The sequence below is a fragment of the Kineococcus halophytocola genome (assembly GCF_041276425.1).
In the GTDB taxonomy this organism is placed as follows: Bacteria; Actinomycetota; Actinomycetes; order Actinomycetales; family Kineococcaceae; genus Kineococcus; species Kineococcus halophytocola.
This window is the reverse complement of sequence record NZ_JBGFTU010000007.1, coordinates 79,104-105,541: the sequence shown is the minus strand read 5'-3', so window position 1 is coordinate 105,541 and position 26,438 is coordinate 79,104. Positions and strand designations below refer to the sequence as shown.

Annotated in this window: 24 protein-coding genes; 6 read left to right on the top strand and 18 right to left on the bottom strand. The window is 72.9% G+C overall.

The genetic code is table 11. The features are described from left to right. Positions 1–211: 211 nt before the first annotated feature. Positions 212–2,104: a translational GTPase TypA gene (gene typA / locus AB2L27_RS07730; protein ID WP_370440894.1), complete on the bottom strand. Its 1,893-nt coding sequence runs from the start codon at positions 2,102–2,104 to the stop codon at positions 212–214. Positions 2,105–2,355: 251 nt separating this feature from the next. Here typA and AB2L27_RS07725 point away from each other — a divergent pair, with 251 nt between their 5' ends. Beyond that, on the top strand, positions 2,356–3,963 hold the full coding sequence (locus AB2L27_RS07725) for a BCCT family transporter (RefSeq protein ID WP_370440893.1): 1,608 nt from the start codon (positions 2,356–2,358) through the stop codon (positions 3,961–3,963). 29 nt (positions 3,964–3,992) lie between these two features. On the opposite strand, the gene AB2L27_RS07720 is transcribed toward AB2L27_RS07725, so the two are convergent. From AB2L27_RS07720 to ychF, 10 genes are all read right to left on the bottom strand, one after another. Beyond that, on the bottom strand, positions 3,993–4,424 hold the full coding sequence (locus AB2L27_RS07720) for a (deoxy)nucleoside triphosphate pyrophosphohydrolase (protein WP_370440892.1): 432 nt from the start codon (positions 4,422–4,424) through the stop codon (positions 3,993–3,995). Then, entirely contained in the window at positions 4,421–5,062 is a 642-nt protein-coding gene (locus AB2L27_RS07715) for a DUF305 domain-containing protein (protein WP_370440986.1), read from the bottom strand. The genes AB2L27_RS07720 and AB2L27_RS07715 overlap by 4 nt, the downstream gene beginning before the upstream one ends. Then, positions 5,062–5,727, bottom strand: a complete 666-nt coding sequence (locus tag AB2L27_RS07710) for a DUF3105 domain-containing protein (RefSeq protein WP_370440891.1) — start codon at positions 5,725–5,727, stop codon at positions 5,062–5,064. Before AB2L27_RS07710 ends, AB2L27_RS07715 begins: the two co-directional genes overlap by 1 nt. Positions 5,728–5,829: 102 nt before the next feature. Next, positions 5,830–5,988: a hypothetical protein gene (locus tag AB2L27_RS07705; protein WP_370440890.1), complete on the bottom strand. Its 159-nt coding sequence runs from the start codon at positions 5,986–5,988 to the stop codon at positions 5,830–5,832. A 133-nt stretch (positions 5,989–6,121) separates the two neighbouring features. Then, positions 6,122–7,840: a dipeptide ABC transporter ATP-binding protein gene (locus AB2L27_RS07700; protein WP_370440889.1), complete on the bottom strand. Its 1,719-nt coding sequence runs from the start codon at positions 7,838–7,840 to the stop codon at positions 6,122–6,124. Continuing rightward, positions 7,837–8,811, bottom strand: coding sequence for an ABC transporter permease (locus AB2L27_RS07695; protein WP_370440888.1), 975 nt, complete (start codon positions 8,809–8,811; stop codon positions 7,837–7,839). The genes AB2L27_RS07700 and AB2L27_RS07695 overlap by 4 nt, the downstream gene beginning before the upstream one ends. Beyond that, positions 8,804–9,730 carry an ABC transporter permease gene (locus AB2L27_RS07690; RefSeq protein WP_370440887.1) on the bottom strand — a complete coding sequence of 309 codons (927 nt, stop codon included), beginning with the start codon at positions 9,728–9,730 and terminating at the stop codon, positions 8,804–8,806. The genes AB2L27_RS07695 and AB2L27_RS07690 overlap by 8 nt, the downstream gene beginning before the upstream one ends. 140 nt (positions 9,731–9,870) lie before the next feature. Then, positions 9,871–11,472: a peptide ABC transporter substrate-binding protein gene (locus tag AB2L27_RS07685; RefSeq protein ID WP_370440985.1), complete on the bottom strand. Its 1,602-nt coding sequence runs from the start codon at positions 11,470–11,472 to the stop codon at positions 9,871–9,873. A gap of 651 nt (positions 11,473–12,123) precedes the next feature. Further along, positions 12,124–12,354, bottom strand: a complete 231-nt coding sequence (locus tag AB2L27_RS07680; protein WP_370440886.1) for a hypothetical protein — start codon at positions 12,352–12,354, stop codon at positions 12,124–12,126. A gap of 224 nt (positions 12,355–12,578) precedes the next feature. After that, the gene (gene ychF, locus AB2L27_RS07675) at positions 12,579–13,664 is read right to left on the bottom strand and encodes a redox-regulated ATPase YchF (RefSeq protein ID WP_370440885.1); all 1,086 of its coding nucleotides are present in this window, start codon (positions 13,662–13,664) and stop codon (positions 12,579–12,581) included. A 66-nt stretch (positions 13,665–13,730) separates the two neighbouring features. Here ychF and AB2L27_RS07670 point away from each other — a divergent pair, with 66 nt between their 5' ends. Further along, the gene (locus AB2L27_RS07670; RefSeq protein WP_370440884.1) at positions 13,731–14,903 is read left to right on the top strand and encodes a DNA recombination protein RmuC; all 1,173 of its coding nucleotides are present in this window, start codon (positions 13,731–13,733) and stop codon (positions 14,901–14,903) included. On the opposite strand, the gene AB2L27_RS07665 is transcribed toward AB2L27_RS07670, so the two are convergent. After that, positions 14,890–15,999 (bottom strand): 4-hydroxy-3-methylbut-2-enyl diphosphate reductase, encoded by a 1,110-nt coding sequence (locus AB2L27_RS07665; protein WP_370440883.1) that lies wholly within the window; start codon positions 15,997–15,999, stop codon positions 14,890–14,892. The two genes, AB2L27_RS07670 and AB2L27_RS07665, sit on opposite strands and share 14 nt — an antisense overlap. Before the next feature lie 68 nt (positions 16,000–16,067). Here AB2L27_RS07665 and xseA point away from each other — a divergent pair, with 68 nt between their 5' ends. Both xseA and AB2L27_RS07655 read left to right on the top strand, forming a co-directional pair. Continuing rightward, positions 16,068–17,327 carry an exodeoxyribonuclease VII large subunit gene (gene xseA / locus AB2L27_RS07660; protein ID WP_370440882.1) on the top strand — a complete coding sequence of 420 codons (1,260 nt, stop codon included), beginning with the start codon at positions 16,068–16,070 and terminating at the stop codon, positions 17,325–17,327. Positions 17,328–17,361: 34 nt separating this feature from the next. Then, positions 17,362–17,589 carry an exodeoxyribonuclease VII small subunit gene (locus AB2L27_RS07655; protein WP_370440881.1) on the top strand — a complete coding sequence of 76 codons (228 nt, stop codon included), beginning with the start codon at positions 17,362–17,364 and terminating at the stop codon, positions 17,587–17,589. Between the two features lies 1 nt (position 17,590). Here AB2L27_RS07655 and AB2L27_RS07650 read toward each other — a convergent pair whose 3' ends face one another. Next, complete coding sequence (locus AB2L27_RS07650; RefSeq protein WP_370440880.1) at positions 17,591–18,214, bottom strand: DUF4245 domain-containing protein; 624 nt, start codon at positions 18,212–18,214, stop codon at positions 17,591–17,593. A gap of 129 nt (positions 18,215–18,343) precedes the next feature. On the opposite strand from AB2L27_RS07650, the gene glpX reads away from it, so the two are divergent. Both glpX and AB2L27_RS07640 read left to right on the top strand, forming a co-directional pair. After that, on the top strand, positions 18,344–19,378 hold the full coding sequence (glpX, locus tag AB2L27_RS07645; RefSeq protein ID WP_370440984.1) for a class II fructose-bisphosphatase: 1,035 nt from the start codon (positions 18,344–18,346) through the stop codon (positions 19,376–19,378). After that, positions 19,378–20,331 (top strand): carbohydrate kinase family protein, encoded by a 954-nt coding sequence (locus tag AB2L27_RS07640; protein ID WP_370440879.1) that lies wholly within the window; start codon positions 19,378–19,380, stop codon positions 20,329–20,331. Before glpX ends, AB2L27_RS07640 begins: the two co-directional genes overlap by 1 nt. A 10-nt stretch (positions 20,332–20,341) precedes the next feature. Here the strand turns inward: AB2L27_RS07640 and AB2L27_RS07635 are convergent, their stop codons facing one another. From AB2L27_RS07635 to AB2L27_RS07615, 5 genes are all read right to left on the bottom strand, one after another. Further along, on the bottom strand, positions 20,342–21,697 hold the full coding sequence (locus AB2L27_RS07635) for a GNAT family N-acetyltransferase (protein WP_370440878.1): 1,356 nt from the start codon (positions 21,695–21,697) through the stop codon (positions 20,342–20,344). A gap of 248 nt (positions 21,698–21,945) precedes the next feature. After that, positions 21,946–23,205, bottom strand: coding sequence for an ABC transporter ATP-binding protein (locus AB2L27_RS07630; protein ID WP_370440877.1), 1,260 nt, complete (start codon positions 23,203–23,205; stop codon positions 21,946–21,948). 20 nt (positions 23,206–23,225) lie between these two features. Further along, entirely contained in the window at positions 23,226–24,059 is an 834-nt protein-coding gene (locus AB2L27_RS07625; protein ID WP_370440983.1) for a carbohydrate ABC transporter permease, read from the bottom strand. 8 nt (positions 24,060–24,067) lie between these two features. Continuing rightward, a complete protein-coding gene (locus AB2L27_RS07620; RefSeq protein ID WP_370440982.1) occupies positions 24,068–25,012 on the bottom strand; it encodes a carbohydrate ABC transporter permease in 945 nt (314 codons plus the stop codon). An 8-nt stretch (positions 25,013–25,020) separates the two neighbouring features. Next, the gene (locus AB2L27_RS07615) at positions 25,021–26,361 is read right to left on the bottom strand and encodes an extracellular solute-binding protein (RefSeq protein WP_370440876.1); all 1,341 of its coding nucleotides are present in this window, start codon (positions 26,359–26,361) and stop codon (positions 25,021–25,023) included. Positions 26,362–26,438: the final 77 nt, after the last annotated feature.

Sequence of the window (26,438 nt, the reverse complement as noted above, 5' to 3'; positions counted from 1 at the left end):
TCCGCCCGGTCCCACGCCTGCACCCACGTGGGAACACCCGTGGGTGTCCCCACGAGGTCGCCCCGGCGACCCGCACGGGACACCCACGCCTCGTTCCACGTCGGTGTCCCGATGGGTGTCGCCCGACCGCACCGCCACCCGCCCCGCACCCCGGAACGCGCAGAGCCCCGCGAGCACGAGGCTCGCGGGGCTCTGCGGGAGCGTCAGCGCGTCAGCCCTTCTTCGCCTTCGACGCCGCGCGCGCCCGCGACGTCTGGTCCAGCTCGACCTTGCGGATGCGCACGGCCTCCGGGGTCACCTCGACGCACTCGTCCTCGCGGCAGAACTCCAGGGCCTGCTCCAGGGACAGCTTGCGCGCCGGGACGAGCCGCTCGAGCTCGTCACCGGTGGAGGAGCGCATGTTGGTGAGCTTCTTCTCCTTGGTGATGTTGACGTCCATGTCGTCGGCGCGGGAGTTCTCCCCGACGATCATGCCCTCGTACACCTCGGTGGTCGGCTCGATGAACAGCGAACCGCGCTCCTGGATGTTGGCGATGGCGAAGCCGGTGGCCGCCCCGGAGCGGTCGGCGACCAGGGAGCCGGAGGCGCGGGTGCGGATCTCCCCGGCCCAGTGGTCGTACTGGGCGAACAGGGCGTGGGCGATGCCGGTGCCGCGGGTCTCGGTGAGGAACTCGGTGCGGAAGCCGATGAGCCCGCGGGAGGGGACGTAGAACTCCATGCGCACCCAGCCGGTGCCGTGGTTGGTCATCGTCTCCATGCGGCCCTTGCGGGCGGCCAGGAGCTGGGTGATCGCGCCCAGGTACTCCTCGGGGGAGTCGATGGTGAGGTTCTCGAACGGCTCCATGAGCTTGCCGTTCTCGTCCTTGCGGGTGACGACCTGCGGCTTGCCGACGGTCAGCTCGTAGCCCTCGCGGCGCATCTGCTCGACGAGGATGGCCAGCGCCAGCTCACCGCGGCCCTGCACCTCCCAGGCGTCGGGGCGGGCGGTGGGGACGACGCGGATGGACACGTTGCCGACGAGCTCGGACTCCAGGCGGTCCTTGACCAGGCGCGCGGTGACCTTGGCGCCCTTGACCCGGCCGGCCATCGGGGAGGTGTTGGTTCCGATGACCATGGAGATGGCGGGCTCGTCGACGGTGATGAGCGGCAGCGGACGCGGGTCCTCGGGGTCGGCCAGCGTCTCGCCGATGGTGATGTCCTCGATGCCGGCGACCGCGACGATGTCGCCCGGGCCGGCCTTCTCCCCGGGCACGCGGGTGACGGCCTCGGTGACGAGCAGCTCGGTGATGCGCACGCGCTGGACGGTGCCGTCGTGCTTGCACCACGCGACGGTCTGGCCCTTGACGAGCTCGCCGGAGAAGACGCGCAGCAGGGCCAGGCGACCCAGGAACGGGGAGGCGTCGAGGTTGGTGACGTGCGCCTGCAGAGGGGTCTCGGGGTCGTACGTCGGCGCCGGGACGGTGTTCAGGATGGTCTGGAACAGCGGGACGAGGTCCTCGGAGTCCGGCAGGCCGCCGTCCTCGGGCTGGTTCGTGGAGGCCCGGCCGTTCTTGGCCGAGGCGTAGACGACGGGGACCTCCAGCAGCGCGTCGGCGTCGATGCCCTCGGCGTCGGCGGCCAGGTCCAGCAGCAGGTCGTACGTCTCCTCCACGACGGCGCCGATGCGCGCGTCGGGACGGTCGACCTTGTTGACGACGATGACGACGGGCATGTGCGCGGCCAGGGCCTTGCGCAGCACGAACCGGGTCTGCGGCAGCGGCCCCTCGGAGGCGTCGACGAGCAGGACGACGCCGTCGACCATGGACAGGCCGCGCTCGACCTCACCGCCGAAGTCGGCGTGGCCGGGGGTGTCGATGATGTTGATGGTCATGCCGCCCTCGGGAGCACCGGGGCCGGCGTACCGGACCGAGGTGTTCTTGGCGAGGATGGTGATGCCCTTCTCGCGCTCGAGGTCACCGGAGTCCATGACGCGGTCGGCGACGTCGGCGTTGGCGCGGAAGGCGCCGGACTGCCAGAGCATCGCGTCGACGAGGGTGGTCTTGCCGTGGTCGACGTGGGCGACGATCGCGACGTTGCGCAGGTCCTCGCGGGTGCTCAGGGGCATCAGGTTCTCGATCCGCTTCTCGTGGTCGGGTCGTCGGCTTCCGCGACGTGCTCCACCCCGCTGCGCGGGGAGCGCGCGGCCGGGCCGGGAGGGTTGACACCCCAGTCTATCCGCGCCCCGCGACCCTCCGGACGGGCCCGGGGTCCTTGACCGTCGAACAACCCGCTGACCTGCACGAACACCGCCGATCCGGGGTCGTCCGGGCGCCCGCGGCTGGCCGAGGCCAGGGGGTTCGTGCGACCCTCGCCCTCATGTCCGCACCTCCTGACCACCGGAACGACACGTCAGCGACAGTCCCCGAGGGACTCTCGGACGGCCCCACCCGCTTCCCCGTCGACAAGGTCGTCTTCGGGGTCAGCGCCGCCGCGGTCATCGTCTTCCTCGCCCTGGCCCTGGCCTTCCCCGTCGGCTTCTCGGACGTCTCCGGCAACGTGCTGAGCTGGCTGACCGGCAACTTCGGCTGGGCCTTCGTCCTGGCCGCCACGGCGTTCGTCGGCTTCTCCTTCTGGCTCATGTTGTCCAAGCACGGCAAGATCCGCCTGGGCCGTGACGACGAGACGCCCGAGTTCTCCACGGTCTCGTGGTTCGCGATGATGTTCTCCGCCGGCATGGGCATCGGCCTGCTGTTCTACGGCGTCAGCGAGCCCATCACCCACTTCCTCACCCCGCCCGAGGCGGGCATCGCCGCCGGCACGGACGACGCCGAGCGCGCCGCGATGACGTACTCGATGTTCCACTGGGCGCTGCACCCGTGGGCCATCTACGCCGTGGTGGGACTGGCCCTGGCCTACGCCTGGTACCGCAAGGGCCGCACCGGCGGCTTCTCGGCCCCCTTCGCGCCCCTGCTCAAGGGCCGGCAGGGCCCGGCCAAGGTCATCGACGTCCTGGCGATCTTCGCCACCCTGTTCGGCACGGCCACCTCCCTGGGCCTGGGCGCCGCACAGATCAACGGCGGGCTGGACCAGGTCTTCGGCGTGGCCATCGGGCGCGGCGCCCAGGTGACGATCGTCCTCGTCCTCACGGTCTGCTTCGTCATCTCGGCCTTCTCGGGCATCGAGAAGGGCATCAAGTGGCTGTCGAACACCAACCTGGTGCTGACCGTGGCCCTGATGTTCTTCCTGTTCGTCGTGGGCCCGACGGTCTTCATCCTCGACCTGGCCCCGGCCACGGCCGGCAACTACCTGTCCGCGCTGCCGCGCATCTCCTTCCGCACCGGCGCCTACGGCGGCCAGGAGTGGCTGTCGGGCTGGACGATCTTCTACTGGGCCTGGTGGATGTCCTGGGCACCCTTCGTCGGGACGTTCCTGGCCCGCATCTCCCGCGGCCGCACCGTGCGCGAGTTCGTCCTCGGCGTGGTGGCCGCCCCCAGCGTCGTGGCCCTGGTGTGGTTCTCCGTCCTGGGCGGGACCGCGCTGACCGCCGAGCGCAACGGCACCGACCTGAGCACGCTGGCCCAGGAGAGCCAGTTCTTCACGCTGCTGGACACGCTGCCGCTGTCCTCGATCAGCTCGGTGCTCGTGATGGTCGCCATCGTCATCTACTTCGTCACCAGCGCCGACTCGGCCTCGATCGTCATGGCTTCGCTCAGCTCCCGCGGGGCCGACGAGCCCAACCGCGGCGTGACGGTGGCGTGGGCGCTGCTGACCGGTGCGACCGCCGCAATCCTGCTCTGGGTCGGTGGCGCCACCGGCGGGGGCATCGCGGCGCTGAAGAACGTGGCGATCATTGTCGCCTTCCCGTTCATGTTCGTCATGATCGCGCTGTGCGTGGCCCTCGTGAAGGACCTGCGGTCCGACCCCGCGTCCCGGTCGGCGCGGCGCCGCACGCCGGCCCCGGCGGAGCAGGCGCAGCAGAACTGACCCGACGCCGTGCCCCGTCGGCCCCTCGCTCACTCCGGGCGGGGGGCCGACGTCGTCCCGGCGGCCAGGTGCTCCAGCCGCGCGACGAGGGGGACGTCACCGGGCAGCCAGTCGAGGCCGGCCCACGTCCCGCGCTCCAGCCAGCGCAGCTCGTCGTGGTCCTGCAGCGGTGCGGGCGTCCCGGCGACGACGACGGCCCACCACACCCGCATCCGCAGGGCCGGGGTCAGGGGCCAGGCGCCGTCGGGGTGCTCGACCTCGGCCCCCAGCCGCACCCGCACGCCCAGCTCCTCGGCCAGCTCGCGGTGCAGGGCCTGGACGGGCCCCTCGCCCTCCTCGACCTTCCCGCCCGCCAGCTCCCACCGGCCCGCCAGCGCCGGTGGGGCGCTGCGCCGCGCGGCGAGCAGGTGCCGCGGTGCCGCCAGGTCGTCGACGAGGGCGCCGGCCACGACGAGCCTCACGGCGCGGGCAGCGGGGCGGCCCCGCGCTCGGACAGGTAGGACGTCAGCAGCCGCCCCTCGGCCTGCTGGCTGCTCGCGATGGCGGCGGCCAGGTCGCGGACGTCGTCGGTGGTGGCGTGCTCGGCGCCGTAGCGGGCCATGTCCAGGCCGCCGGCGTGGTGGCGCAGCATGAGCTGCAGGAAGTCCACCTCGAACGCCTGCCCGCTCTCCTGGCCCAGCCGGGCCATCTCGGCGGCCGTGGCCATCCCCGGCATGGTGCGGCCCTCCTCCAGCTCGGCCTCGTGGCGGGCGTGCAGGTCGGTGCCGGCCATCCACGCCATGACCGGGCGCCCGGCCGAGGCCAGGGGCTGGTCCCAGGTGAGGAGGAGCTGCTGCATCCGCCCCATCTGGTTGCCCTGCGTGGAGGCGATGTCGACGGCGAGCTGGCGCACCTGCTCGGAGGGGGCCCGCTGCAGCGCCGTGTAGGCCATCGAGACGGCCTGGGCGTGGTGGGTGCTCATGTCCCGCGAGAACCCCACGTCCACCGAGTTCGCCCCGGGCGCGGTGGGCAGGGCCCGGCCGAGCAGGACGCCGAGCAGGAGGGCCGCGAGCAGGCCGGCCACGGCGAGCAGGACCTGGCGCGCGGTGAGGTGGCGCATCACCCGGTCGGCGTCCCGACCCCGTTGGAGCACAACGCCCCGGGCTCGGGCGTCTGCGCGCCCTGGACGTACTTCGCCAGGAACGCGCCGATGCGCGGGTCGTCCGCGGACTGCACCGGCAGCTGGTGGTTCCACGCCGACAGCACGACGGGCGCGGGCAGGCCCTCGTAGGGCGACAGCAGCGTGTACGGGTCCCCGGCCACGGTGGACCTCAGCTCCTCGACCTGGTCGGCGGGCAGGTCGGGCCGGTAGGTGATCCACACCGCGCCGTGCTCCAGGCTGTGCACGGCGTTCTCGTTCGGGACCGGGGCGTCGTACACCCCGCAGTTCAGCCAGGCGTTCTGGTGCTCACCCCCGACCGGGGGGTTCTCGGCGTACTGCACCGCGCCCTGGACGTGCTGGCCGCCCTGGTAGTCGAACACCTGCACGGCCGCCAGGGAGGGCGGGGCGGGGCGGGTGAGGAAGACGGCCGTGACCGCGCCGGCGACGGCCAGGACCACCACGGTGGGCACCGCGACGACGAGGGCGCGGCGACGGCGGGCGTGGGCCCGCTCGGCCCGCTGCATGGCCGCCACGCGGGCCGAGCGGTCGGCCCGCGACCCGCCCGGGCGCACGTCGGTGTCCGGGGAACCCTCGGGCACCGGGGACTTCGGCGACTCGCTCAACGTGCTGTCCTTCCCGTCGTGGCACCGGGTGGCGTCCTGGGGTCCAACGACGCGGGAGGGAGGTTGGTTCACCCCGGGGAGGTCACCGGGGGGTGAGGACCGTCACACGTCGTGGCGGCGGGCGGCCTCGCGGGCGCGGCGGGCGCGCTCCCCGTGGTCGGCGCGGGAGACGGCCGCGACCCGGTGGCGCGGGCTGGTGCGCCAGTACACGACGGCGATCCCGACGGCGACGGCCAGGACGACCACGGCGACGTAGTGCATGGGTCCCACCCTAGACCCGCGGACCCGCTGCGTCCCAGCCCGTCCGGGGCCGGCCCCGGACGGGGCTCCGAGACGGCTCCGAGACGGCCCCCGGACGGCCCCGCGGGGCTGCCGGGAGCCGTCCGGAGCGTTCTCAGGCGCCGAGCTGCAGGCTGCCGCCGGGGATCGCGTCGAGCAGGGCCCGGGTGTACTCCTGCTGCGGGGAGGCGAAGACCTCCTCGACCCCGGCGTACTCCACGAGCCGGCCCTTCTGCATGACGACGACGTCGTCGGCGATCTCGCGCACGACGGCGAGGTCGTGCGTGATGAACAGGTACGTCAGCCCCAGCTCGGCCTGCAGGTCGTTGAGCAGGGTCAGGATCTGCCCCTGCACCAGCACGTCGAGCGCGGAGACGGCCTCGTCGCACACGACGACCTCCGGCTGCAGCGCGAGCGCGCGGGCGATGGCCACGCGCTGGCGCTGCCCGCCGGACAGCTCGTTGGGGAAGCGGCGCAGCGAGCTCTGCGGCAGCGCCACCTTGTCCAGCAGGTCGCGCACCCGGGCCTCGCGGCTCCTGGCGTCCCCGACGCCGTGCACGCGCAGGGGCTCCTCCACCGAGCGGAAGATGCTCCAGCTCGGGTCCAGCGACCCGTAGGGGTTCTGGAAGATCGGCTGCACGCGGCGGCGGAACGCGAACTGGTCCTTGCTGTTCAGCGTCGTGATGTCGACCCCGTCGAACAGCACCGTGCCGGACGTGGCGGGCAGCAGGTTGAGGACCATCTGGGCCACGGTGGACTTGCCCGAGCCCGACTCCCCCACCACGGCGAGCGTGGTGCCGCGCCGGACGGTGAACGACACGTCGTCCACGGCGCGCAGCGTCTCCCCGCGCACCCCGGCGCCGCGGATGACGAACTCCTTCGTCAGCCCCCGCACCTCGATGACGTCCTCGGGCCGCGCGGTCGCGGTCCCGGCCTCGGTCTCGGCGTGGGCGTGGGCCTGCGCCTGCTCGGTGATCTGCGCCCGGTGGCTGGACTCCATGCGCCGCGAGGCCAGCGAGGGGGCCGCGGCCACCAGCCGCTGGGTGTACGGGTGCCGGGGGTCCTGCAGGATCTCCAGGGCCGGGCCGGACTCGACGACCTGGCCCTTGTACATGACGACGAGGTGCTCGGCGCGCTCGGCGGCCAGGCCCAGGTCGTGCGTGATGAGCAGCACGGCGGTGCCCAGGTCGGCGGTGAGGCTGTCGAGGTGGTCCAGGATGCCCCGCTGCACGGTCACGTCCAGCGCCGAGGTGGGTTCGTCGGCGATGAGCAGGCGCGGCCGGGAGGCCAGGCCGATGCCGATGAGCGCGCGCTGGCGCATGCCGCCGGAGAACTCGTGCGGGTACTGCCGGTAGCGCCGGCCCGCGTCGCTGAGGCCGGCCTCGCCGAGCACCTCGATCGCGCGCCGCTTGGCCGCCGCGCCCCGGGCGAGGCCGTTGGCCTCGATGGCCTCCTTGACCTGGAACCCGATGTTCCACACCGGGTTCAGGTTCGACATCGGGTCCTGCGGGACCAGACCGATCTGCGTCCCGCGCAGCGCGACCTGCTCCCGGCGCGAGGCGTGGGCGATGTCCTTGCCGTCGAACAGGATCTGCCCGCCGACGACCTTGCCCGAGCCGGGCAGCAGGCCGATGACGGCCATGGCCGACGTCGACTTGCCCGACCCGGACTCCCCGACGATGGCGACGGTCTGGCCGGGGTAGACGGTGAAGTTCGCCCCGCGCACCGCGTGCACGGCCCGGCCGCCGGAGGTGAAGTCGACCTCCAGGTCGCGCACCTGCAGGAGGGGCTTGCTGCGGTCCACCGGGGTGGCGGTGGCGTTCTGCGGGCTCATCGGGTGCGGCCCTTCGGGTCGAGGGCGTCGCGCAGGGCGTCACCCAACATGAGGAACGACAGGACCGTGACCGACAGGCCGATCGAGGGCCACAGCAAGACCATCGGGTTGGTGCGCAGGGTGGCGCGGGCGTTGGAGATGTCCCCACCCCACGACACGATGTTCGGCGGCAGCCCCAGGCTCAGGAACGACAGCGTCGCCTCGGCGGCGATGAACGTCCCCAGCGAGATGGTCGCCACGACGATGACGGGCCCCAGCGCGTTGGGCACGACGTGCCGGACGAGGGTCGCCATCCGCGACAGGCCCAGCGACTTCGCCGCCGTCACGTACTCGTTGGTCCGCACCTGCAGGACCGCCCCGCGCATGATGCGCGCCACCTGCGGCCACCCGAACAGCGCCAGCGTCAGCGCGACCGTCCACACGTTGCGGGTGCGGACCGTCTGCAGCAGGACGATGGCGCCGAGGATGAGCGGCAGCGCGAAGAAGACGTCGGCCACGCGGGACAGGACGGCGTCGAGCCAGCCGCCGTAGAACCCGGCCAGCGCGCCCACGACCCCGCCGACGACGACGACCATGACCGTGGTGAGGATGCCGACGCTCACCGAGGCCCGGGCGCCGTAGATGAGGCGGGCGTAGACGTCGGTGCCGCCCCGGGTGACCCCGAGGGGGTGCTCGGCCGAGGGACCGTCCAGCGCCGTGGACAGGTCGACGAAGCGGGGGTTCGTGGAGGTGAACAGCGAGGGGAACAGCGAGACGACGACGAGCAGCAGGATGATGAGGCTGGCCACGATGAAGATCGGGCGCTTGCGCAGCTGCTTCCACGCCTCGGAGAACACCCCGCCGGTGGGGGCGGAGTCGTCGACGGCGTCGACGGCGGCGAGCGGGGTCTCCTCCAGGGGCGCGACGAAGCGCTCCTGGCCGGGCCGGACGGCGGCCCCCGGCGCGGGACGTCCGGTGGTGGGCTCAGACATAGCGGATCCTCGGGTCCAGGACGGCGTACAGGAGGTCGACGACGAGGTTGGCGACGAGGTAGATGATCACGAGGATCGTCACGACCGACACGACGGTCGGCCCCTCCTGGCGGATGACGGACTGGTACAGCAGGTTCCCCACGCCGGGCACGTTGAAGATGCCCTCGGTGACCACGGCCCCGCCCATGAGCGCGCCGAGGTCGGCGCCCAGGAACGTGACGACGGGGATGAGGGAGTTGCGCAGCACGTGCACCGTCATGACCCGCGGGCGGGACAGGCCCTTGGCCGTCGCCGTGCGCACGTGGTCGGCCGACAACCCCTCCGCGACGGAGTTGCGGGTCAGCCGCAGCACGTAGGCGAACGACAGCGCGCCGAGCACGATCCCGGGCAGGAGCAGGTCCACCAGCGCGGGGTCGCCGCCGACGGTGGAGCGGACGATGCCCCACTTCACCCCGACGAAGTACTGCCCCACGAAACCGAGGACGAAGACCGGGATGCCGATGACGACCAGGGACAGGAACAGGACGGTGGAGTCGAAGATCCCGCCCCGGCGCAGCCCGGCGATGAAGCCGAACGCGATGCCGAACACGGCCTCGACGACCAGGGCCACCACCGCGAGCTTGATGGTCACCGGGAACGCCCGCAGGATCTGGTCCAGGACGGGCTGACCGGAGAACGACTGCCCGAAGTCGAGCGTGAAGATGCCCTTGAGGAACAGCAGGTACTGGACGATGAACGGCCGGTCGAGGTTGTACTGCGCCGTCAGCGCCGCCCGCGCCGACTCGCTGACGGGCTTGTCACCGAACAGCGCCAGGATGGGGTCCCCCGGGAGCAGGAACACCAGGGCGTAGATGAGGAGCGTCGCTCCGAAGAAGACGGGAACCATCTGCAGCAGACGGCGCCCGATGTACCAACCCATCACGAGCCTCCTCGGGGGACGACCTTCCCTGGTCGTCCCGGCTAACACGCACGGACACGCGGAACACGGTGTCGCGCCGGTGTCCCGACGCGCGAACGGGGGTGGGTCGCGCTGAGCACGACCCACCCCCGGACCTCACGTCAGGACTTGGTGATCTCGTAGTAGAGCGGGACGCTGTTCCACCCGAACTCGACGTTGTTCGCCTGCTCGCCGTAGCCGCCGCTGGCGTTGGAGTACCACAGCGGGAGCACGGGCAGGTCGGCGAACAGGATCGTCTGCGCCTGCTGCAGGATGCTGTTGGCCTCGTCCTCGTCGGTCGTGCCGGCCGCCCGCTCCAGCAGGGCGTCGAACGCCGGGTTGGAGTAGTCGCCGTCGTTCGAGCCGGCGCCCGTGGCGTACAGCGGGGCGAGGAAGTTGTACAGACCCGGGTAGTCGCCCTGCCAGCCGGTGCGGAAGGCGCCGTCGATCGTCCGGTTGGTGATCTCGGTGCGGATCTGCGCGAACGTCGGGTAGGGACGGCCCTCGGCCTGGATGCCGAGCACCTGGCGCAGGCTCGCGGTCACCGCGTCCACCCACGCCTGGTGGTCACCGTCGCTGTTGTAGGCGATGGTGAAGGTGCTGCCGTTCCACGGGGCGATGGCGTTGGCCTGGTCCCACAGCTGCTTGGCCTTGGCCTCGTCGAAGCTCAGGACCTCGTTGCCCGGGACGGTCTCGGAGTAGCCCGAGATGACCGGGGACGTGAAGTCCTTGGCCGGGGTGCGGGTGTCGTTGAAGACCGCCTTGCAGATGGCGGCGCGGTCGAAGGCGTAGCTGAACGCCTGGCGGCGCAGCTTGCCCTCCTCGCCACCGAAGCCGGGCAGGCTCTCGGGGATGCAGAACGACTGGAAGATGGCGGCGGGCTGGTTGACCGCGCGGTCACCGAGGTCGTCGGTGTAGGTCAGCAGCGCCGAGCTGGGGATGTTGTCCAGGACGTCCAGGTCCCCGCCCTGCAGGGCCGCGTAGGCCGCGTCGTACGTCTCGTAGAAGACGAACGCGAGGGAGTCGTTCTGGGCCGCGCGCGGGCCGGAGTAGGTCTCGTTCGGCACGAAGTCGATGCGGACGTTGTGCTGCCAGGCGCCCTGCTCGGCGAGCTTGTAGGGGCCGTTGCCGACGGGGTTCTCACCGTAGGCGCGCATGTCGGCGTAGGCCGACTCCGGCAGCGGGTAGAAGGCCGAGTAGCCCAGGCGCAGCGGGAAGTCCGACTCCGGCTGCAGGAGCTTGACGGTGAAGGTGGTGTCGTCGACGACGGCCAGGCCCGAGAGCTCCTGGGCGGTCGGCGGCTCGGCCTGGACGGCCTCGAAGCCCTCGATGGGCTCGAAGAAGTAGCTGGAGAGCTGGGCGTTGGTGCCCAGGGCGCCGTAGTTCCACGCGTCGACGAAGGACTTCGCGGTCACCGGGGTGCCGTCGGAGAACGTCTGCCCCGACTTGATGGTGATGGTGTAGTTCTGCCCGTCGGTCGACTCGATCGACTCGGCGACGTCGTTCTCGGGGGTCCCGTCGGCCTTGTAGTAGCGCAGACCGGCCCACAGCGAGTCCAGCAGGCGACCGCCGCCGACCTCGTTGGTGTTCGTCGGGACGAGCGGGTTCTGCGGTTCGGTGCCGTTGACCACGACGTCGCCGCCGCTGCCGCCGGAGCCGCCCTCGCCCGAGCCGCCCTCGTCGTCGCTGCCACCGCAGGCCGCCAGCGTCGTCAGGGCGGCCACGCCCAGGGCACCCTTGAGGCCGTTGCGCCGGCTGAACGGGGACCCGAGGCCTCCCGTGACGACACCGATGCGCTCGACGGCCCGGCGCTCGTCCTTCTCGAAGCTGCTCAAGGTGGAACTCCTCCTCGCAAGCGGAACTGGGTGGGCAGGTTGCCCATCTTCGGCGACTCCCGACGCGCAGGATGTCCACCTCTACAGGTCGGGCAGCACGTTAACACCCGGTCAACGCATTTCCGGACCTCCGTGAACGCCGACGGGCGACGATGTCGCGCACCGACTCCCAGTGTCCTCCCCCGGAGCGGCGCCACACACCCCCCCCGGATGACCTACCGTGCCTCCAGGATGACACGTCGTCGCAGGTCAGGGGCGTACCGCCCCGTGTCGGACCCCGAGGTAACGATGTGGTGTCGGTCTGGCCGCCGCTGCGGCGACGACGGCCGGCCAGGACGGTGAGGGCGGTGAGATCCCCGTCGACCTCACCGCCCCGTGAGCATGACGCACTTCACGCGCTCTTCAGGACCGTTCGGGGACCTGACGACCGGATCGAGACGCAATCGTTTCCTGCGCGGGTCGGGAATGTTTCCGGGACGTTTCACACCGGGCGCGATCGGGCACGACCGGGCCGTTCCGGAAGCATTCAGCGGGGCCGGCTCAGAGCAGGCCGAGGAAGCGTCGCCGGCACCGCTCCACGTGCTGCAGCCCGTCGACCGACAGCCGGCCCCGCAGGGTCAGCAGGTCGTGGTGGGCCACCGAGTGCACGTCGGTGACGTCGACGCAGGACTGCGGGTACCCCGTCAGCCCGGCCTCGGGCCCGACCGGCACGTGCGTGACCGACGGGCCCGTCGTGCCGGTGACGACCACCGGGTGGTCACCGACGGGCAAGCGCGGCGTCCCGCACCTCACCACGGAGGGCACTCACCCCTGCGGAGTGCTGCAGCGGGCCTGCGCGCGCACGCCGTTCAGCCCCGGGTACTCCGCATCGCGGTCGGCGGTGGCAGCCTCCTGCGGCGTCAGGCGCAGGGAGAACATCGGCCGTGTCACACGATCGGCACACAGCGGACGGCGTCGCGCGGACGGCGTCGACGGCGTCTGAACGGCACCGCCGGTCAGACGTTGAAGCGGAACTCCACGACGTCGCCGTCGGCCATGACGTACTCCTTGCCCTCGATGCGGACCTTGCCCGCGGCCTTGGCCTCGGCCATCGACCCGGCGGCGAGCAGGTCCTCGAAGGAGACGACCTCGGCCTTGATGAACCCGCGCTGGAAGTCGGTGTGGATGACCCCGGCGGCCTGCGGCGCGGTCCAGCCGCGGTGGATCGTCCAGGCCCGCGACTCCTTCGGGCCGGCCGTCAGGTACGTCTGCAGGCCCAGCGTGTCGAAGCCGACCCGGGCGAGCTGGTCCAGGCCGGACTCGGTCTGGCCCACCGACTCCAGCAGCTCGGCGGCCTCCTCGGGCGACAGCTCGGCGAGCTCGGACTCCAGCTTGGCGTCGAGGAAGACGGCCTCGGCCGGGGCGACGAGCGCGCGCAGCTCCTGCTTGCGGGTCTCGTCGCCCAGGACGGTCTCGTCGACGTTGAACACGTACAGGAAGGGCTTGGTCGTCAGCAGCCCCAGCTCGCGCAGCAGCGCCACGTCGACGTCGTCGGCGGTCGTGGCGGCCGACAGCGGCCGGCCGGAGTCCAGGACGGCCTGCGCGGCGACGGCGGCCTTGAGCACCGCCGGGTCGGCCTTCTTGCCCTTGACCTCCTTCTCCAGGCGCGGCACCGCGCGCTCGAGGGTCTGCAGGTCGGCCAGCACCAGCTCGGTGTGCACCGTCTCGATGTCGTCGGAGGGGTCGACGGCCCCGGCGACGTGGACGACGTCGGGGTCGGCGAAGGCGCGCGTCACCTGGCAGATCGCGTCGGCCTCGCGGATGTTGGCCAGGAACTTGTTGCCCAGGCCCTCCCCCTCGCTGGCGCCCTTGACGATGCCGGCGATGTCGACGAAGGACACCGTGGCCGGGACCGTCTTCTCGCTGCCGAAGACCTGGGCCAGCCGGTCCAGCCGCGGGTCGGGCAGCGCCACGACCCCGACGTTGGGCTCGATCGTGGCGAAGGGGTAGTTCGCGGCGAGCGCGTCGTTCTCGGTCAGTGCGTTGAAGAGCGTGGACTTGCCGACGTTGGGCAGTCCGACGATGCCGATGGTGAGAGCCACGGGCACGAGAGCCTACCCGCCCGGCCCCCGCCCGGCGCTGTCCGAGGCGGCTGGCACGCTCGCGGCATGGACGTCCCCGCTCTCCTGCTCGGTCTGCTCCTCGGTCTGCTGGTGGGCGTCGTCGCCGGGGCCCTGCTGCTGCGGTGGGTGCTGCGCGGCCGGGCCGCGCCCGAGCAGACCGCGCTGCGCACCGAGCGGGACCTGCTGCGGGCGCGGGTCGGGGAGCTGGAGGACCGCGTGCGGGCCGGACACGAGCTGACCGCGACCGTCACCCCCGTGGCGGCGACGCTGGACCGGGTCGAGGCCCAGGTCGCCGCCCTGGAACGGGACCGCGTGCAGCAGTACGCGCGCCTGAGCGAGCAGTTGCGCTCGGTGGCCGAGGGGACCGACGCGCTGCGCGACCAGACCGCCTCCCTGGCCGGGGCGCTGCGCGCCTCCAGCTCGCGGGGCTCGTGGGGGGAGGTCCAGCTGCGCCGGGTGGTCGAGCACGCCGGGATGCTCGACCGCGTCGACTTCGTCGAGCAGGCCACGCTGAGCACCCGCGACGGCCGCGGGGTGCGCCCGGACCTCGTGGTCAACCTCCCCGGCGGCAAGCACGTCGTCGTCGACGCCAAGGCCCCGCTCGCGGCGTTCCTGCGCGCGGGCGAGAGCGCCGACGACGGCGAGCGCCGCCGCGAGCTGCTCGCCCACGCCCGGGCCGTGCGCGGGCACGTGGACGCCCTGGCCGCCAAGGAGTACCCCAGCGCGGTGGAGGACTCCCCCGACGTCGTCGTCTGCTTCGTGCCCGGTGAGGCGTTCCTGGCCGCGGCGTGCCAGGCGGACCCGGCGCTGCTGGAGCACGCGATGTCGCGCCGGGTGGTGCTGGCCACGCCGACGACGCTGCTGGCGCTGCTGCGCACGGTGGCCCTCACCTGGCAGCAGGACGCGGTGGCCGGCAACGCCCGGGAGCTGTTCGAGGTGGGCCGGGAGCTGTACGAGCGGCTGGGGACCCTCGGCGGTCACACGGCGTCGCTGGGGCGGACGCTGCACCGGGCGGTGGAGGACTACAACCGGTTCGTGGGCACGCTGGAGCGGCGGGTGCTCGTCTCGGCCCGGCGCATCCGGGACCTGGACCTGGCCGACGAGGAGCTGGCGCAGCCCGAGCCGCTCCAGGACGCGGTCCGGCCGCTGACCGCCCCCGAGCTGCTGGAGGACCCGGCGGACCCCCGGCGGGTCGGCCCGGAGGTCAGAGGGGGGTGACGGGCAGCGACCGGCGGCCGGCGGTGTTCGTGGCCGCCTTCAGGTCCCGGCGCAGGTCCGTCGGCAGCGCGAACTGCAGGTCCTCCATCGCGGTGGTGACCTCCTCGACCGCGCCGTAGCCGCGCTCGGCCAGCAGGGCCAGCACCTCCTGCACGAGCACCTCCGGCACCGAGGCGCCGGAGGTCAGCCCCACCGTCGTGACGCCCTCGAACCAGGCGTCCTCGACCTCGCCGGCGTTGTCGACGCGGTGCGCCGCGCGGGCCCCGGCGTCGAGGGCGACCTCGGCCAGGCGCACCGAGTTCGAGGAGTTCGCGCTGCCCACGACGATGACGAGGTCGGCCTCGGGGGCGATCTTCTTCACCGCCACCTGCCGGTTGGAGGTGGCGTAGCAGATGTCGTCGCTGGGCGGGTCCTGCAGGTGCGGGAACCGGGCGCGCAGGCGGCGCACGGTCTCCATCGTCTCGTCCACGCTGAGCGTGGTCTGGGAGAGCCACACGAGGTTGCCGGTGTCCTCGACCTCGATGGTGTCGGCGACCTCGGGGCTGTCCACGACGGTGATGTGCTCGGGGGCCTCCCCCGCGGTGCCCTCGACCTCCTCGTGGCCGGTGTGGCCGATGAGCAGGATGCGGGCGTCCTGGGCGGCGAAGCGGACGGCCTCCTTGTGGACCTTCGTCACCAGGGGGCAGGTCGCGTCGATGGTCTGCAGCGAGCGCGCCGAGGCGGCCTGGCGCACCGCGGGGCTGACGCCGTGGGCGGAGAAGACGAGGTGGGCCCCCTCGGGCACCGCGTCGGTCTCCTCGACGAAGACCGCGCCGCGCTCGGTCAGCGTCCGCACGACGTGCTTGTTGTGCACGATCTCCTTGCGCACGTAGACGGGGGCGCCGTACAGGTCCAGGGCCTTCTCCACGGCCACGACGGCGCGGTCGACGCCGGCGCAGTACCCGCGCGGGGCGGCCAGCAGGACGCGCTTGCCGCCGTCCCAGGCGGCCCGGTCGGCGGGCCGGTCCAGCAGCGAGGTGTCGTTGCAGTCGTCGGCCCCGTCGAGGACTGCGGTGGTGGCGGCTGCGGTCTCGGCGGTCTGGCTCACGCCGCCCATGGTAGGTCGGGGTACCGACCCGGGCCCCACGGCGACCGGGTCCGGCGGGGCCGGGAGAGGATGCCCCCGTGCCCGCCGCGCCCGCCGACCCACCGCCGCGCCGTCCCACCACCGCCGGGGAGACGACGGCGGAGAACCCGTGGCCCGTGCGGCTGCTGGCCGCCAAGATGGACGCCTACATCGCGAAGATGCCGTGGACGTGGGTCGAGGGCCAGGTCGTGCAGGTCTCCGACCGGCCCGGCTCCTCCGTGGTGTTCGTGACCCTGCGCGACGCCGACACCGACATGTCGCTGCCGGTGACGATCACCCGCCGCGTGCTGGGCCGCCTGCGCGACGCCCTCCCGGACGGCCTGGGCCACGGCACCCGCGTCGTCGTCCACGCCCGGCCGGAGTTCTTCGCCAAGCGCGGCTCTCTCGCCCTGGCCGCCGACGACGTCCGGCCCGTCGGGGTCGGAGAGCTGCTGGCCCGCCTGGAGCACTTCAAGCGGGTGCTGCGCAGCGAGGGCCTGTTCGACGCCGCCCGCAAGCGGCCGCTGCCGTTCCTGCCCCGCACCGTCGGCCTCGTCTGCGGGCGCGCCTCGGCCGCCGAGCGGGACGTGGTGGACAACGCCCGCGCCCGCTGGCCCGCGGTCCGCTTCGAGGTGCGCGAGGTCGCCGTGCAGGGCCCCCACGCCGTTCCCGAGGTCGTCGCGGCCCTGGCCGAGCTGGACGCCGCCCCGGACGTCGACGTCGTCGTCCTGGCCCGCGGCGGCGGCAGCGTGGAGGACCTGCTGCCGTTCAGCAACGAGGCCCTCGTGCGCGCGGTGGCCGCCGCGCGGACCCCCGTCGTGTCGGCCATCGGGCACGAGGTCGACTCCCCGCTGGTCGACCTCGTGGCCGACGTGCGCGCCTCCACCCCCACGGACGCGGCCCGCCTCGTCGTCCCCGACGTGGCCGAGGAGCTGGCCGGGGTGGGGCAGTCGCGCGCGCGGGCGCGGCGCGCGGTCACCGGCCGCCTCGAGCGCGAGGAGCACGCCCTGGCCGCGCTGCGCAGCCGTCCGGTGCTGGCCGCCCCGCACGTCCTGCTCGACACCCGCGCCACCGAGGTCGACGGGCTGCGCGAGCGGGCCCGCCGGGCGCTGGGGGCACGGCTGGAGCGGGCGGGCGTCGACGTCGAGCACCTGCGCACGAGCGTGCGGGCCCTGTCGCCGCGCTCGACGCTGCTGCGGGGCTACGCGGTGGTGCAGCGGGCGGACGGCGCGCTGGTGCGGGAGCCGGCGGACGCCCCGGCCGGCACGGCGCTGCGGCTGCGGCTGGCCGACGGGGAGGTCGGCGCCACCGCGGGGTGAGCGTCCGGGGGCGGTGGCTGGGTAGCCTCCCGGGGTGCCCGAGGAGACCACCCAGACCCTGCCCGACCCCGGCGAGCTGAGCTACGAGCAGGCCCGCGACGAGCTCGTCGACGTCGTGCGCCGCCTGGAGACGGGCGGCACCGGCCTGGAGGAGGCGCTGGCGCTGTGGGAGCGCGGGGAAGCCCTGGCCGACCGCTGCCAGGTGTGGCTCGACGGCGCCCGCGAGCGCCTCGACGCGGCCCGGGCGACCGGGCAGGAGTGACCTAGGGCCGCACGCCCCAGGGGGTGCCGGCCTGCGCCCACCCGGCCTCGGCGGCCCGGACCAGCTCGGCCAGCACGTCGTACCCGCCCTCACCGGTCGCCAGCAGCGTCTGCCCGTCCTGGGTGCGCACCAGGCTGTAGCGCTCGCGGTCCGGCTGCAGGTACCGCTGCCAGACCTCTCCGTCGATCGTCTGCTCGCCCCGGGCGTCCCCGCTCTGGGTCTGGGCCCGCAACCACGCGGGCGTGGTGTCCCGCGCGGCCTCCAGCGCCAGGTAGTCGCCCTCGTCGGTGCGGTAGCCGATGTGCCACGTCACGACGCCGTCGGTGGACCGGTTGACGTTCGCCGACGTGGCCGTCCAGCCCTGCGGGCCGTCGGGGACGACGGGGGCGAAGGGCAGGCGCGCGTCGGCGCCCCGCGCGGCGTTGGCGACGTCGACGGCCGGCTGCTCGATCGCGTTGGGCCGCGGGAGGAGCCAGACGACGACGAAGACCATCCCCAGGATCACGGCCATCGAGATGACCATCGACCGGACGTTGCCGCCGGAGTGCCGCCGGCGCGGCACGCCGCGGGGGTCCTCCCCCGACGCGACGGACGGGGTGTCGGAGGGTCGACCGGTCGTGCTCACACCCCCATGGTGACGGATAGAGTCGGCGACCGACGACGAGCGTCGCCGGCCGCCCGCCCGGGGGCACCGGATCCCGCAGCGCCGACCCGGAGAACCACGTCGACCAGGAGGTCCCACGCCATGGCCCAGATCACGTCCCACACGTCGCTGCCCCCCTCCCTCGCGGTCTCGGAGGAGTCCCCCGACCGCAACCTGGCCATGGAACTGGTCCGGGTCACCGAGGCCGCCGCCATGGCCGGTGGCCGCTGGGTCGGGCGGGGCGACAAGAACAAGGCCGACGGCGCCGCCGTCAACGCCATGCGCACCCTCATCGGCACCGTCACGATGAACGGCACCGTCGTCATCGGCGAGGGCGAGAAGGACAACGCGCCCATGCTCTACAACGGCGAGCGGGTCGGCGACGGCCACGGCGCCGAGTGCGACGTCGCGGTGGACCCGATCGACGGGACGACCCTGACCGCGCGCGGGATGCCGAACGCGGTGGCCGTCCTGGCCGTGGCCGAGCGCGGCACCATGTACGACCCGAGCGCGGTGTTCTACATGGACAAGCTCGCCGTGGGCCCCGAGGCCGCGGACGTGGTCGACATCCGGCTGCCGGTGCGCGAGAACATCCGCCGGCTGGCCCGCGCGAAGAAGCGCTGGGTGGAGGACGTGACCGTCTGCATCCTCGACCGCCCCCGGCACGCCCAGCTCGCCCAGGAGGTCCGCGACGCCGGGGCCCGGATCAAGTTCATCTCCGACGGCGACGTGGCCGGGGCCGTGATGGCCGCCCGCGAGGGCACCGGGGTGGACCTGCTCCTGGGCGTCGGCGGGACACCGGAGGGCATCATCACGGCCTGCGCCATGCACTGCCTGGGCGGGGCCATCCAGGGGCGGCTGTGGCCGCGCGACGACGACGAGAAGCAGAAGGCGATCGACGCCGGGCACGACCTGGACGCCGTCCTGGACACCTCCACCCTCGTGGCCAGCGACAACGTGTACTTCGTCGTCACCGGCATCACCGACGGCGAGCTCGTCGACGGGGTCCGCTACCGCGGGGACACGATCTCCACGTCGAGCATCGTCATGCGCAGCAAGTCCGGCACCATCCGCAAGGTCGAGAGCGAGCACCGGCTGTCCAAGCTGCAGGCCTACTCCGCGGTCGACTTCACCGGCCCGCGCTGATGACCGACCCCTCGGCGCCGGCTCCCGGCGCCGGTCCGCGCGCCGTCGTCGTCGGCGAGGCCCTCGTCGACGTGGTCCACCGCGCCGGGCAGGACGGCACCGTCGAGCACCCGGGCGGGTCGCCGATGAACGTCGCGCACGGCCTGGGCCGGCTGGGGCACGACGTCGCCCTGCTGACCCGGCTCGGTGACGACGACCACGGCCGGCTGCTCACCGGGCACCTGGCCGGGGCCGGGGTGCGGTTGCTGCCCGGCGCCGTGGACGGGGACCGCACGTCGGTCGCCCGGGCCGAGGTGGACGCCGAGGGGAAGGCCTCCTACGACTTCGACCTCGTGTGGCGGGTGCCGGACACCCCGCTGCCCGAGGACCTGGCCCTGCTGCACACCGGGTCGATCGGGGCGGCGGTGGACCCCGGGGCGGGCACGGTGCTGGAGCTGATGCGCGCGGTGCGCGGGCGGGCCACGACGAGCTACGACCCGAACGTGCGGCCGGCGTTCTTCGACTCCCCCGCCGCGGCGCTGGAGCGCGTGGAGGAGTTCGTGGCGGCCGCCGACGTGGTCAAGGCCTCCGACGAGGACCTCGACTGGCTGCTGCCGGGTCGTGACGTGGAGGACGTGGCCCACCGCTGGCAGGGGCGCGGCCCGGCGCTGGTCGTGGTGACCCGGGGCGGGGCCGGTGCGGTCGTCGTCTCGGGGGCCGGCACCCTGCACGTGCCGGCTCCGCGCGTGGACGTCGTCGACACGGTCGGGGCCGGTGACGCGTTCATGTCGGGGCTGCTGCACGCCCTGGCCGAGCACGACCTGCTGGGGGGCCGGGCGCTGCCGCGGCTGCGCCACCTCGGGCTGGGCACATTGCAGTCCCTGGTCGCCACGGCGATCGCCTCGGCCTCCATCACGTGCTCGCGGGCCGGGGCGAACCCGCCCACCCGCGAGGAACTGGCGGCCTGGGCCTGAGCGGGCCCGGTCAGCGGCGGCGCCGGATCCGCGGCGGGGCCGGCAGCGCGCCGCGGCGGCGTGCGGCCTCCTCCCGGACCCGGCCCACCGCACCGACCAGCGCGGTCCACGACCGGTCCAGCCGCTCCGAGCGGCGGACCTCGTCGCGGTAGGTGCGGCGCAGCAGGGCCAGCCGGTCGGCCAGGGCGGGCACGACGTCGCGCCCGGGCGGGGTGAGGACGAGCCGCACGGTGCGGCGCGGCGTGGGCCGCAGGCGCCGCTTGTAGACCTCGTCCCCGCGCAGCAGGTCCAGTTCGCGGTACCCGCTGAGGACCGCGCGCCGGCACAGGCGCAGCAGCAGGAGCGTCCCGGGGCCGGTGGGCGCGTAGCGGGCGCGGTAGCTCTGGACGTACCCGTGCAGCGCGCGCGGCCCGGCCAGGCAGAAGGCGTAGGCCACGAGCTCACCGTCGACGCGGACCCCGGACAGCTGCACCGTCCCGGGCGGGGAGGTCCACAGGACCTCGGTCAGGGTGCGACCGGAGGCCCCCCGCCACGGCCGGCGCCGGCGGTCGGCGTGCGGGTGGGCGTCGTCGACCTCGGCGAGCTCGGTGACCAGTTCCTCCAGCCGGTCCGCGGCGGCCTCGGGGTCGTGCCCGCGCGCGGCGGTGACCGCCTCCAGGAGGTCGTCGGCGACCGTGAGCTCGCCCAGCTCCGCCAGCCGCCGCCACTGCCGGCGCTCCTCGTGCCGGGCGTGCCGGCCCAGCCCGGCGTCGTGCTCGTCGACGGTGGCCGCCAGCGCGACCGTGTGCACGACCGCCTGCGGCAGGGTGCGCACGCCGTACCCGCGGAACCGGGCCCAGGCGACGAGGACCTCGGCCTGCTCGCCGTCGGGCACCTGCTCCAGGTCCCACAGCGCGCCCGGTGCCTCGCGCAGCGCCCCGTCGAGCACGGCCGCGACCAGCCGCACCGCGGGCACGTCGGCGTCGGGGTCGGTGAGGACGCCGGCGTAGTCGCTGCCCCCGGCGCCGAGGAAGGTCAGCAGCGGCCGGGGACCACCGAGCAGGGCGAAGGCGCCGAAGGCCAGCAGCCGCCCGTCGCGGCGGACGCTGACGAGCAGCGGTTCGCCCCGGCCGAGGTGGGAGTGCACGGCGCGCAGCCAGTCCGGGCCGGTGAACGGCGGCTGGCCCGCGCGGTGGGCCAGGGCGCGCCACTCCGGCACGGGTGCGTGGTCCAGGTGCCGGCGCACCGTGACCGACAGCCCGTGGGCCGGGTCGTGGACGAGGTGCAGACCGGGGTCGGATGCGGCGGTGGAGGTGCCGGTGGAGGTGGCGGTGGCGGTGCCGGGAGCCCCGGAGGCACCGGACGCGGACACCGCCAGGTCCGCCACCGTCGACCACCCTCCGCTGCCCGATCACACCCGCCGTCGGGCCGACCGTGTGGAGGACCCGTGCGCGTACGTTAACCGGGCCGTGCGACACCACCGCACGTCCTCCCCCGGTCGCCGCCGCGTCATCGACGCAGCGTCACAACGCTTCTACGCAGAGGTTCGACGCGGGGACGGGGGTCGGGATCGTCGATGCACCGGGCCCGACCTGGCGACCCGGTGCGTCGACGGTCCCCCCACTCCGCGGCGCCTCAGGAGGCGTGGGCGGGAGCGCGGTCCCCGCTGCCCTGGGCGCGCTCCAGGGACCGCTTGCGCAGCGCCTCGGACTGCTCCCCGATCTTCTGCGCCTTCGCCTCGTCCCGCGTCAGGTTGACCCCCGTCGTCGGGTCGAAGACGTGCATCCGCTGCGGGTCGAACCACAGCGTCGCGGTGTCGCCGTCGCGCACCCCGCTCATGGCGTCGAGGGTGACGACGAGCTGGGAGCGCAGGCTCTCCCCGTCCAGCTCGCGGTCAAGCTCGGCGAGCTGCTCCTTGGTCTCGTCGGCGGCCTCGAAGGGGATGTAGGCGTACAGCTCGTTGCCCAGCCACTCCGTGACGTCGACGTCGGCGCGGAACGTCGCGGCCCCCTCGGGCGGGTCGGTGACGTCGGCGTCGTCGAAGTGCTCCGGGCGCACCCCCACGATGAGCAGCTTGCCCTCGTAGGACCCGTCGACCCGCTCCGGGCGTGGCACCTCGCCGAACGGCAGCTGCAGCGTCGTCCCGGCGACCCGGGCGGGCAGGAAGTTCATCGGCGGGGCGCCGATGAAGCCGGCGACGAAGAGGTTGACGGGCTGTTCGTACAGCTCGCGCGGGCTGGCGACCTGCTGCAGGACGCCCTTGCGCAGCACCGCGACGCGGTCGCCGAGGGTCATGGCCTCGGTCTGGTCGTGGGTGACGTAGACCGTCGTGGTGGCCAGGGACCGCTGCATCCGGGCGATCTCGGTGCGCATCTGCCCGCGCAGCTTGGCGTCGAGGTTGGACAGCGGCTCGTCGAACAGGAACGCCTTGGCGTCGCGGACGATGGCCCGCCCCATCGCGACGCGCTGGCGCTGCCCGCCGGAGAGGTTGGCCGGCTTGCGGTCGAGGTGCTCGTGCAGCTCCAGCATGTCCGCGGCGCGCTGGACGCGTTCGCGGATTTCGCTCTCGGGCACCTTGGAGTGGTTCAGCCGCAGCGGGAAGGCGATGTTCTCCCCCACGCTCAGGTGCGGGTAGAGGGCGTAGTTCTGGAACACCATCGCCAGGTCCCGGTCGCGGGGGGCGAGGTCGTTGACCCGCTCGCCGTCGATGAGCAGGTCCCCGTCGGTGATGTCCTCCAGCCCGACGATCATCCGCAGCAGCGTCGACTTCCCGCAGCCCGAGGGGCCCACGAGGATGACGAACTCGCCGTCGGCGATGTCCAGGCTGACGTCGTTGACGGCCGGGAAGCCGTCCCCGTACTTCTTGACGATGTTCTTCAGTTCGATGCGAGCCATGTCCGAGAACCCTTTCTGCGTCAGCCCTTGACCGCGCCGTTGGTGAGACCCGCGACGATGCGGCGCTGGAACACCAGCGCCAGGACCACGACGGGGATGGTGACGATGACGGCGGCGGCCGAGATGGCCCCCGTCGGCTGGACGAAGTAGCTGGACCCGGTGAAGCTCGACAGCGCCGCCGGGACCGGCTGCGCGTCCGACGTCGAGGTCAGCGAGATGCCGAAGACGAAGTCGTTCCAGGCGATGAAGAACGCGATGATCGCCGTGGTGAACACCCCCGGGGCGGCCAGGGGGACGATCACCTTGCGGAACGCCTGCCAGCTCGTGGCCCCGTCGACCTGCGCGGCCTGCTCCATGTCCCAGGGGATGCCGCGGAAGAACGCCGACATCGTCCAGATGGAGATCGGCAGCGTCAGGGCCAGGTAGGGGATGATGAGGCCCGGGATCGTGTCGTACAGGCCGATCTGGCGCCACAGGTTGAACAGCGGCGTGACCATCGTGATGACGGGGAAGACCGCCACGGCCAGCGCGCTCGTCAGGACGACGCGCTTGCCCGGGAAGTTCAGCCGGGCGATGGCGTAGGCCGCGAACATCGAGAGCACCACGGCGATGAGCGTCGCGGCCAGGCACGTGATGATCGAGTTGCGCAGGGCCGGCAGGAACAGGTCCGACCCGTTGCCCTGGAAGATGCCCTCGTAGTTCGCCCACGTCCACTGCGAGGGGAAGAACTGCCGGTCCGCCAGCGCCGCCTCGGACTTGAAGCTCATCGAGACGATGTAGGCGACCGGGACCACCGCGTAGAGCACGATGAGCAGGGCCCCCACGTACCAGCCCAGCTTCTCCTTGACCGACATGGCACCCATCAGCCTTCACCCCTCGCTCGGGCCAGGTCCACCTTGAACACCTTGATGGCGATGAAGCAGATCAGCAGGACGCAGACGAAGAGCAGGACCGACACGGCCGATCCCAGCCCGATCTCCAGCCGGCTGATCGTCTGGTTGTAGGCCAGCGAGGAGACGGTCTCGGTGCCCGCCGCCCCGTTGGTCATGATGTAGACGTTGTCGAAGATGCGGAAGGCGTCCAGGGCGCGGAACAGCAGCGCCACCATGATCGAGGCCTTCATGTTCGGCAGCGTGACCCGCCACAACCGTTCCCACGCCGTGGCGCCGTCCACCTTGGCGGCCTCGGTCATGTCCGCCGGGACCTGGGCCAGACCGGCCAGCAGGAGCAGGGAGATGAACGGGGTCGTCTTCCAGATCTCCGACAGGCAGATGACGAACAGCGCCGACCACTTGTTGGCGAACCAGTCGAAGTCGCCGAGGCCGAGCAGGTTGTTCATGAACCCGGTGGTCAGCGCGAAGGCGTACTGCCAGGCGTAGGCCGAGACGACGGTGATGATCGCGTACGGGACGAGGATCGCGGTGCGGACGATGGGCCGCAGCCACCCCAGGACCTTGTGCATCACCATGGCCAGGGCGAACCCGAGGACGAGCTCGACCGCGACGGTGACGACGGTGATGAGCGCGGTGTTGCCCAGCGCCCCCCACCACAGGCCGTCGGAGAGGATCACGCCGTAGTTCTTCAGGCCGACGAACTGGCGGTCGTCCGGGGCGGTGAGCCGGAAGCTGAACAGCGACTCGTACAGCGCCTGCAGGATCGGGTAGCCCGTGACGGCCACGAGGATGACGAAGGCCGGCCCGGCCAGGTACCAGCCGAGGCGGGCCTCGGCGCGGGCCTTGTCCGACCCCCGCGACTTCTTCCCCGTCGCCCGGGAGACGGACACGTCCCCGGCCGAGCGCGTCTGCATCTGTGAACTCACAGCAGCTTCTCCCCTCGCAGGACCTCGAGGATGTACTCCTGCGAGGTGGCCGGTGTGCGCTCGGTCACCGAGGACACCGGCTGCCACTGGTCGGCGATGCCCTGGCTGACCTCGTTGTAGTAGGCCGTCTGCGGACGCGGGACGGCGGCCTTGAGGGATTCCCGGATCGTGTCGTACATCGGGTACGCCTCCTGGACCGTCGGGTCGTCGTAGACCGACTCCAGCGCCGCCGGGTTCCCGTCGGAGACCATGTACGCCGCCTGGTTCTGCTCGGAGACGATGCAGGACACGGCCTGGAAGGCGGCGTCCTGGTGCTCGCTGAAGGCGCTGACGCCGATGTCGATGCCCCCCAGGGGCGGCGCGGCCGGCTGGTCGGCGCTCATCGCCGGGTAGGTGGTCCAGCCGTAGTCGTCGAAGACGGCCTGGTCCATCGTGCCCTCCTCGGCGGCCGCCTTGCCCTGGGCGTAGACGAACGGCCAGTTCACCATGAACGCCGCCCCGCCCTGCTGGAACAGGTTGGCCGTGGCCGCCTCGTCGCGGTTGTCGATGCCGGGCCCGCCGACCCCGGCCGCGGTGATGTCCTGCATCACCTGCGCGGCGGCGCGGCCGGCCTCGGAGTCGATGCCCAGGCGCAGGTCCTCGCCCTTGGCGTCGGGGTTCTCGATGACCGTCCCGCCCGCGGAGGCGATCATGGCGTTGACCCAGACCGTCATGGACTCCGCGCGCTGGCCCTGGACGCCGATGGCGGTGCCCTGCTCCTGGGCGGCGGTGACGAGCTGGTCCCACGTCACCGGCCGGGTCGTGTCCAGACCGGCGGCCTGGGCGACGGACTTGCGGTACCACAACAGCTGCGTGTTGGCCCAGAACGGGGCCGCGACCAGCTCGTCCTTCCAGGTGGCCCCCTGCACGGCGCCGTCGACGACCCCCTCGGACCACTGCTGCTGCAGGTCGGCCGGCACCGGTGCCAGGAACCCCGCCTCGGAGGTCTCGGGCACGAACACCGGGTCCAGGCTCATGAGGTCGATCGAGGTGTCGTTGCCCGCCAGCCGGCGCATGAGCTGCTCACGCTGCTGGGCCGCGTCGCTGGGCAGGATGGACACGTCGATCGCGTAGGCGCCGCCCGAGGCGGCGCTGCAGTCGGCGGCGATCCGTTGCTGACCGCCGTTGTCCGGGTTGATGTACCAGTTCAGCGTCGGGGTCCCCGACGCAGTGCTCGATCCGCCGCACGCCGTGAGACCACCGGCGAGCACCGTCGCGGCGCTCAGGATCCCCAGCCGGGTCCGCCATCGGCCAGCCACAGCCCCTCCTCGACTCCATCGTCCGTTGCTGTGGACCATGGCTACACCGGTCCTCCACACGACGCACCCCGAGGCGGGTCCGGGCGCCGGATCGTTGGCCGACCGTGATCCGCACC

Coding starts and splice junctions, on each gene's coding strand:
- typA (WP_370440894.1), bottom strand. CDS start 2,104: ATGCCCCTGAGCACCCGCGAGGACCTGCGCAACGTCGCGATCGTCGCC.
- AB2L27_RS07725 (WP_370440893.1), top strand. CDS start 2,356: ATGTCCGCACCTCCTGACCACCGGAACGACACGTCAGCGACAGTCCCC.
- AB2L27_RS07715 (WP_370440986.1), bottom strand. CDS start 5,062: ATGCGCCACCTCACCGCGCGCCAGGTCCTGCTCGCCGTGGCCGGCCTG.
- AB2L27_RS07705 (WP_370440890.1), bottom strand. CDS start 5,988: ATGCACTACGTCGCCGTGGTCGTCCTGGCCGTCGCCGTCGGGATCGCC.
- AB2L27_RS07700 (WP_370440889.1), bottom strand. CDS start 7,840: ATGAGCCCGCAGAACGCCACCGCCACCCCGGTGGACCGCAGCAAGCCC.
- AB2L27_RS07695 (WP_370440888.1), bottom strand. CDS start 8,811: ATGTCTGAGCCCACCACCGGACGTCCCGCGCCGGGGGCCGCCGTCCGG.
- AB2L27_RS07690 (WP_370440887.1), bottom strand. CDS start 9,730: ATGGGTTGGTACATCGGGCGCCGTCTGCTGCAGATGGTTCCCGTCTTC.
- AB2L27_RS07670 (WP_370440884.1), top strand. CDS start 13,731: ATGGACGTCCCCGCTCTCCTGCTCGGTCTGCTCCTCGGTCTGCTGGTG.
- AB2L27_RS07665 (WP_370440883.1), bottom strand. CDS start 15,999: ATGGGCGGCGTGAGCCAGACCGCCGAGACCGCAGCCGCCACCACCGCA.
- AB2L27_RS07640 (WP_370440879.1), top strand. CDS start 19,378: ATGACCGACCCCTCGGCGCCGGCTCCCGGCGCCGGTCCGCGCGCCGTC.
- AB2L27_RS07630 (WP_370440877.1), bottom strand. CDS start 23,205: ATGGCTCGCATCGAACTGAAGAACATCGTCAAGAAGTACGGGGACGGC.
- AB2L27_RS07625 (WP_370440983.1), bottom strand. CDS start 24,059: ATGTCGGTCAAGGAGAAGCTGGGCTGGTACGTGGGGGCCCTGCTCATC.
- AB2L27_RS07620 (WP_370440982.1), bottom strand. CDS start 25,012: ATGCAGACGCGCTCGGCCGGGGACGTGTCCGTCTCCCGGGCGACGGGG.
- AB2L27_RS07615 (WP_370440876.1), bottom strand. CDS start 26,361: ATGGTCCACAGCAACGGACGATGGAGTCGAGGAGGGGCTGTGGCTGGC.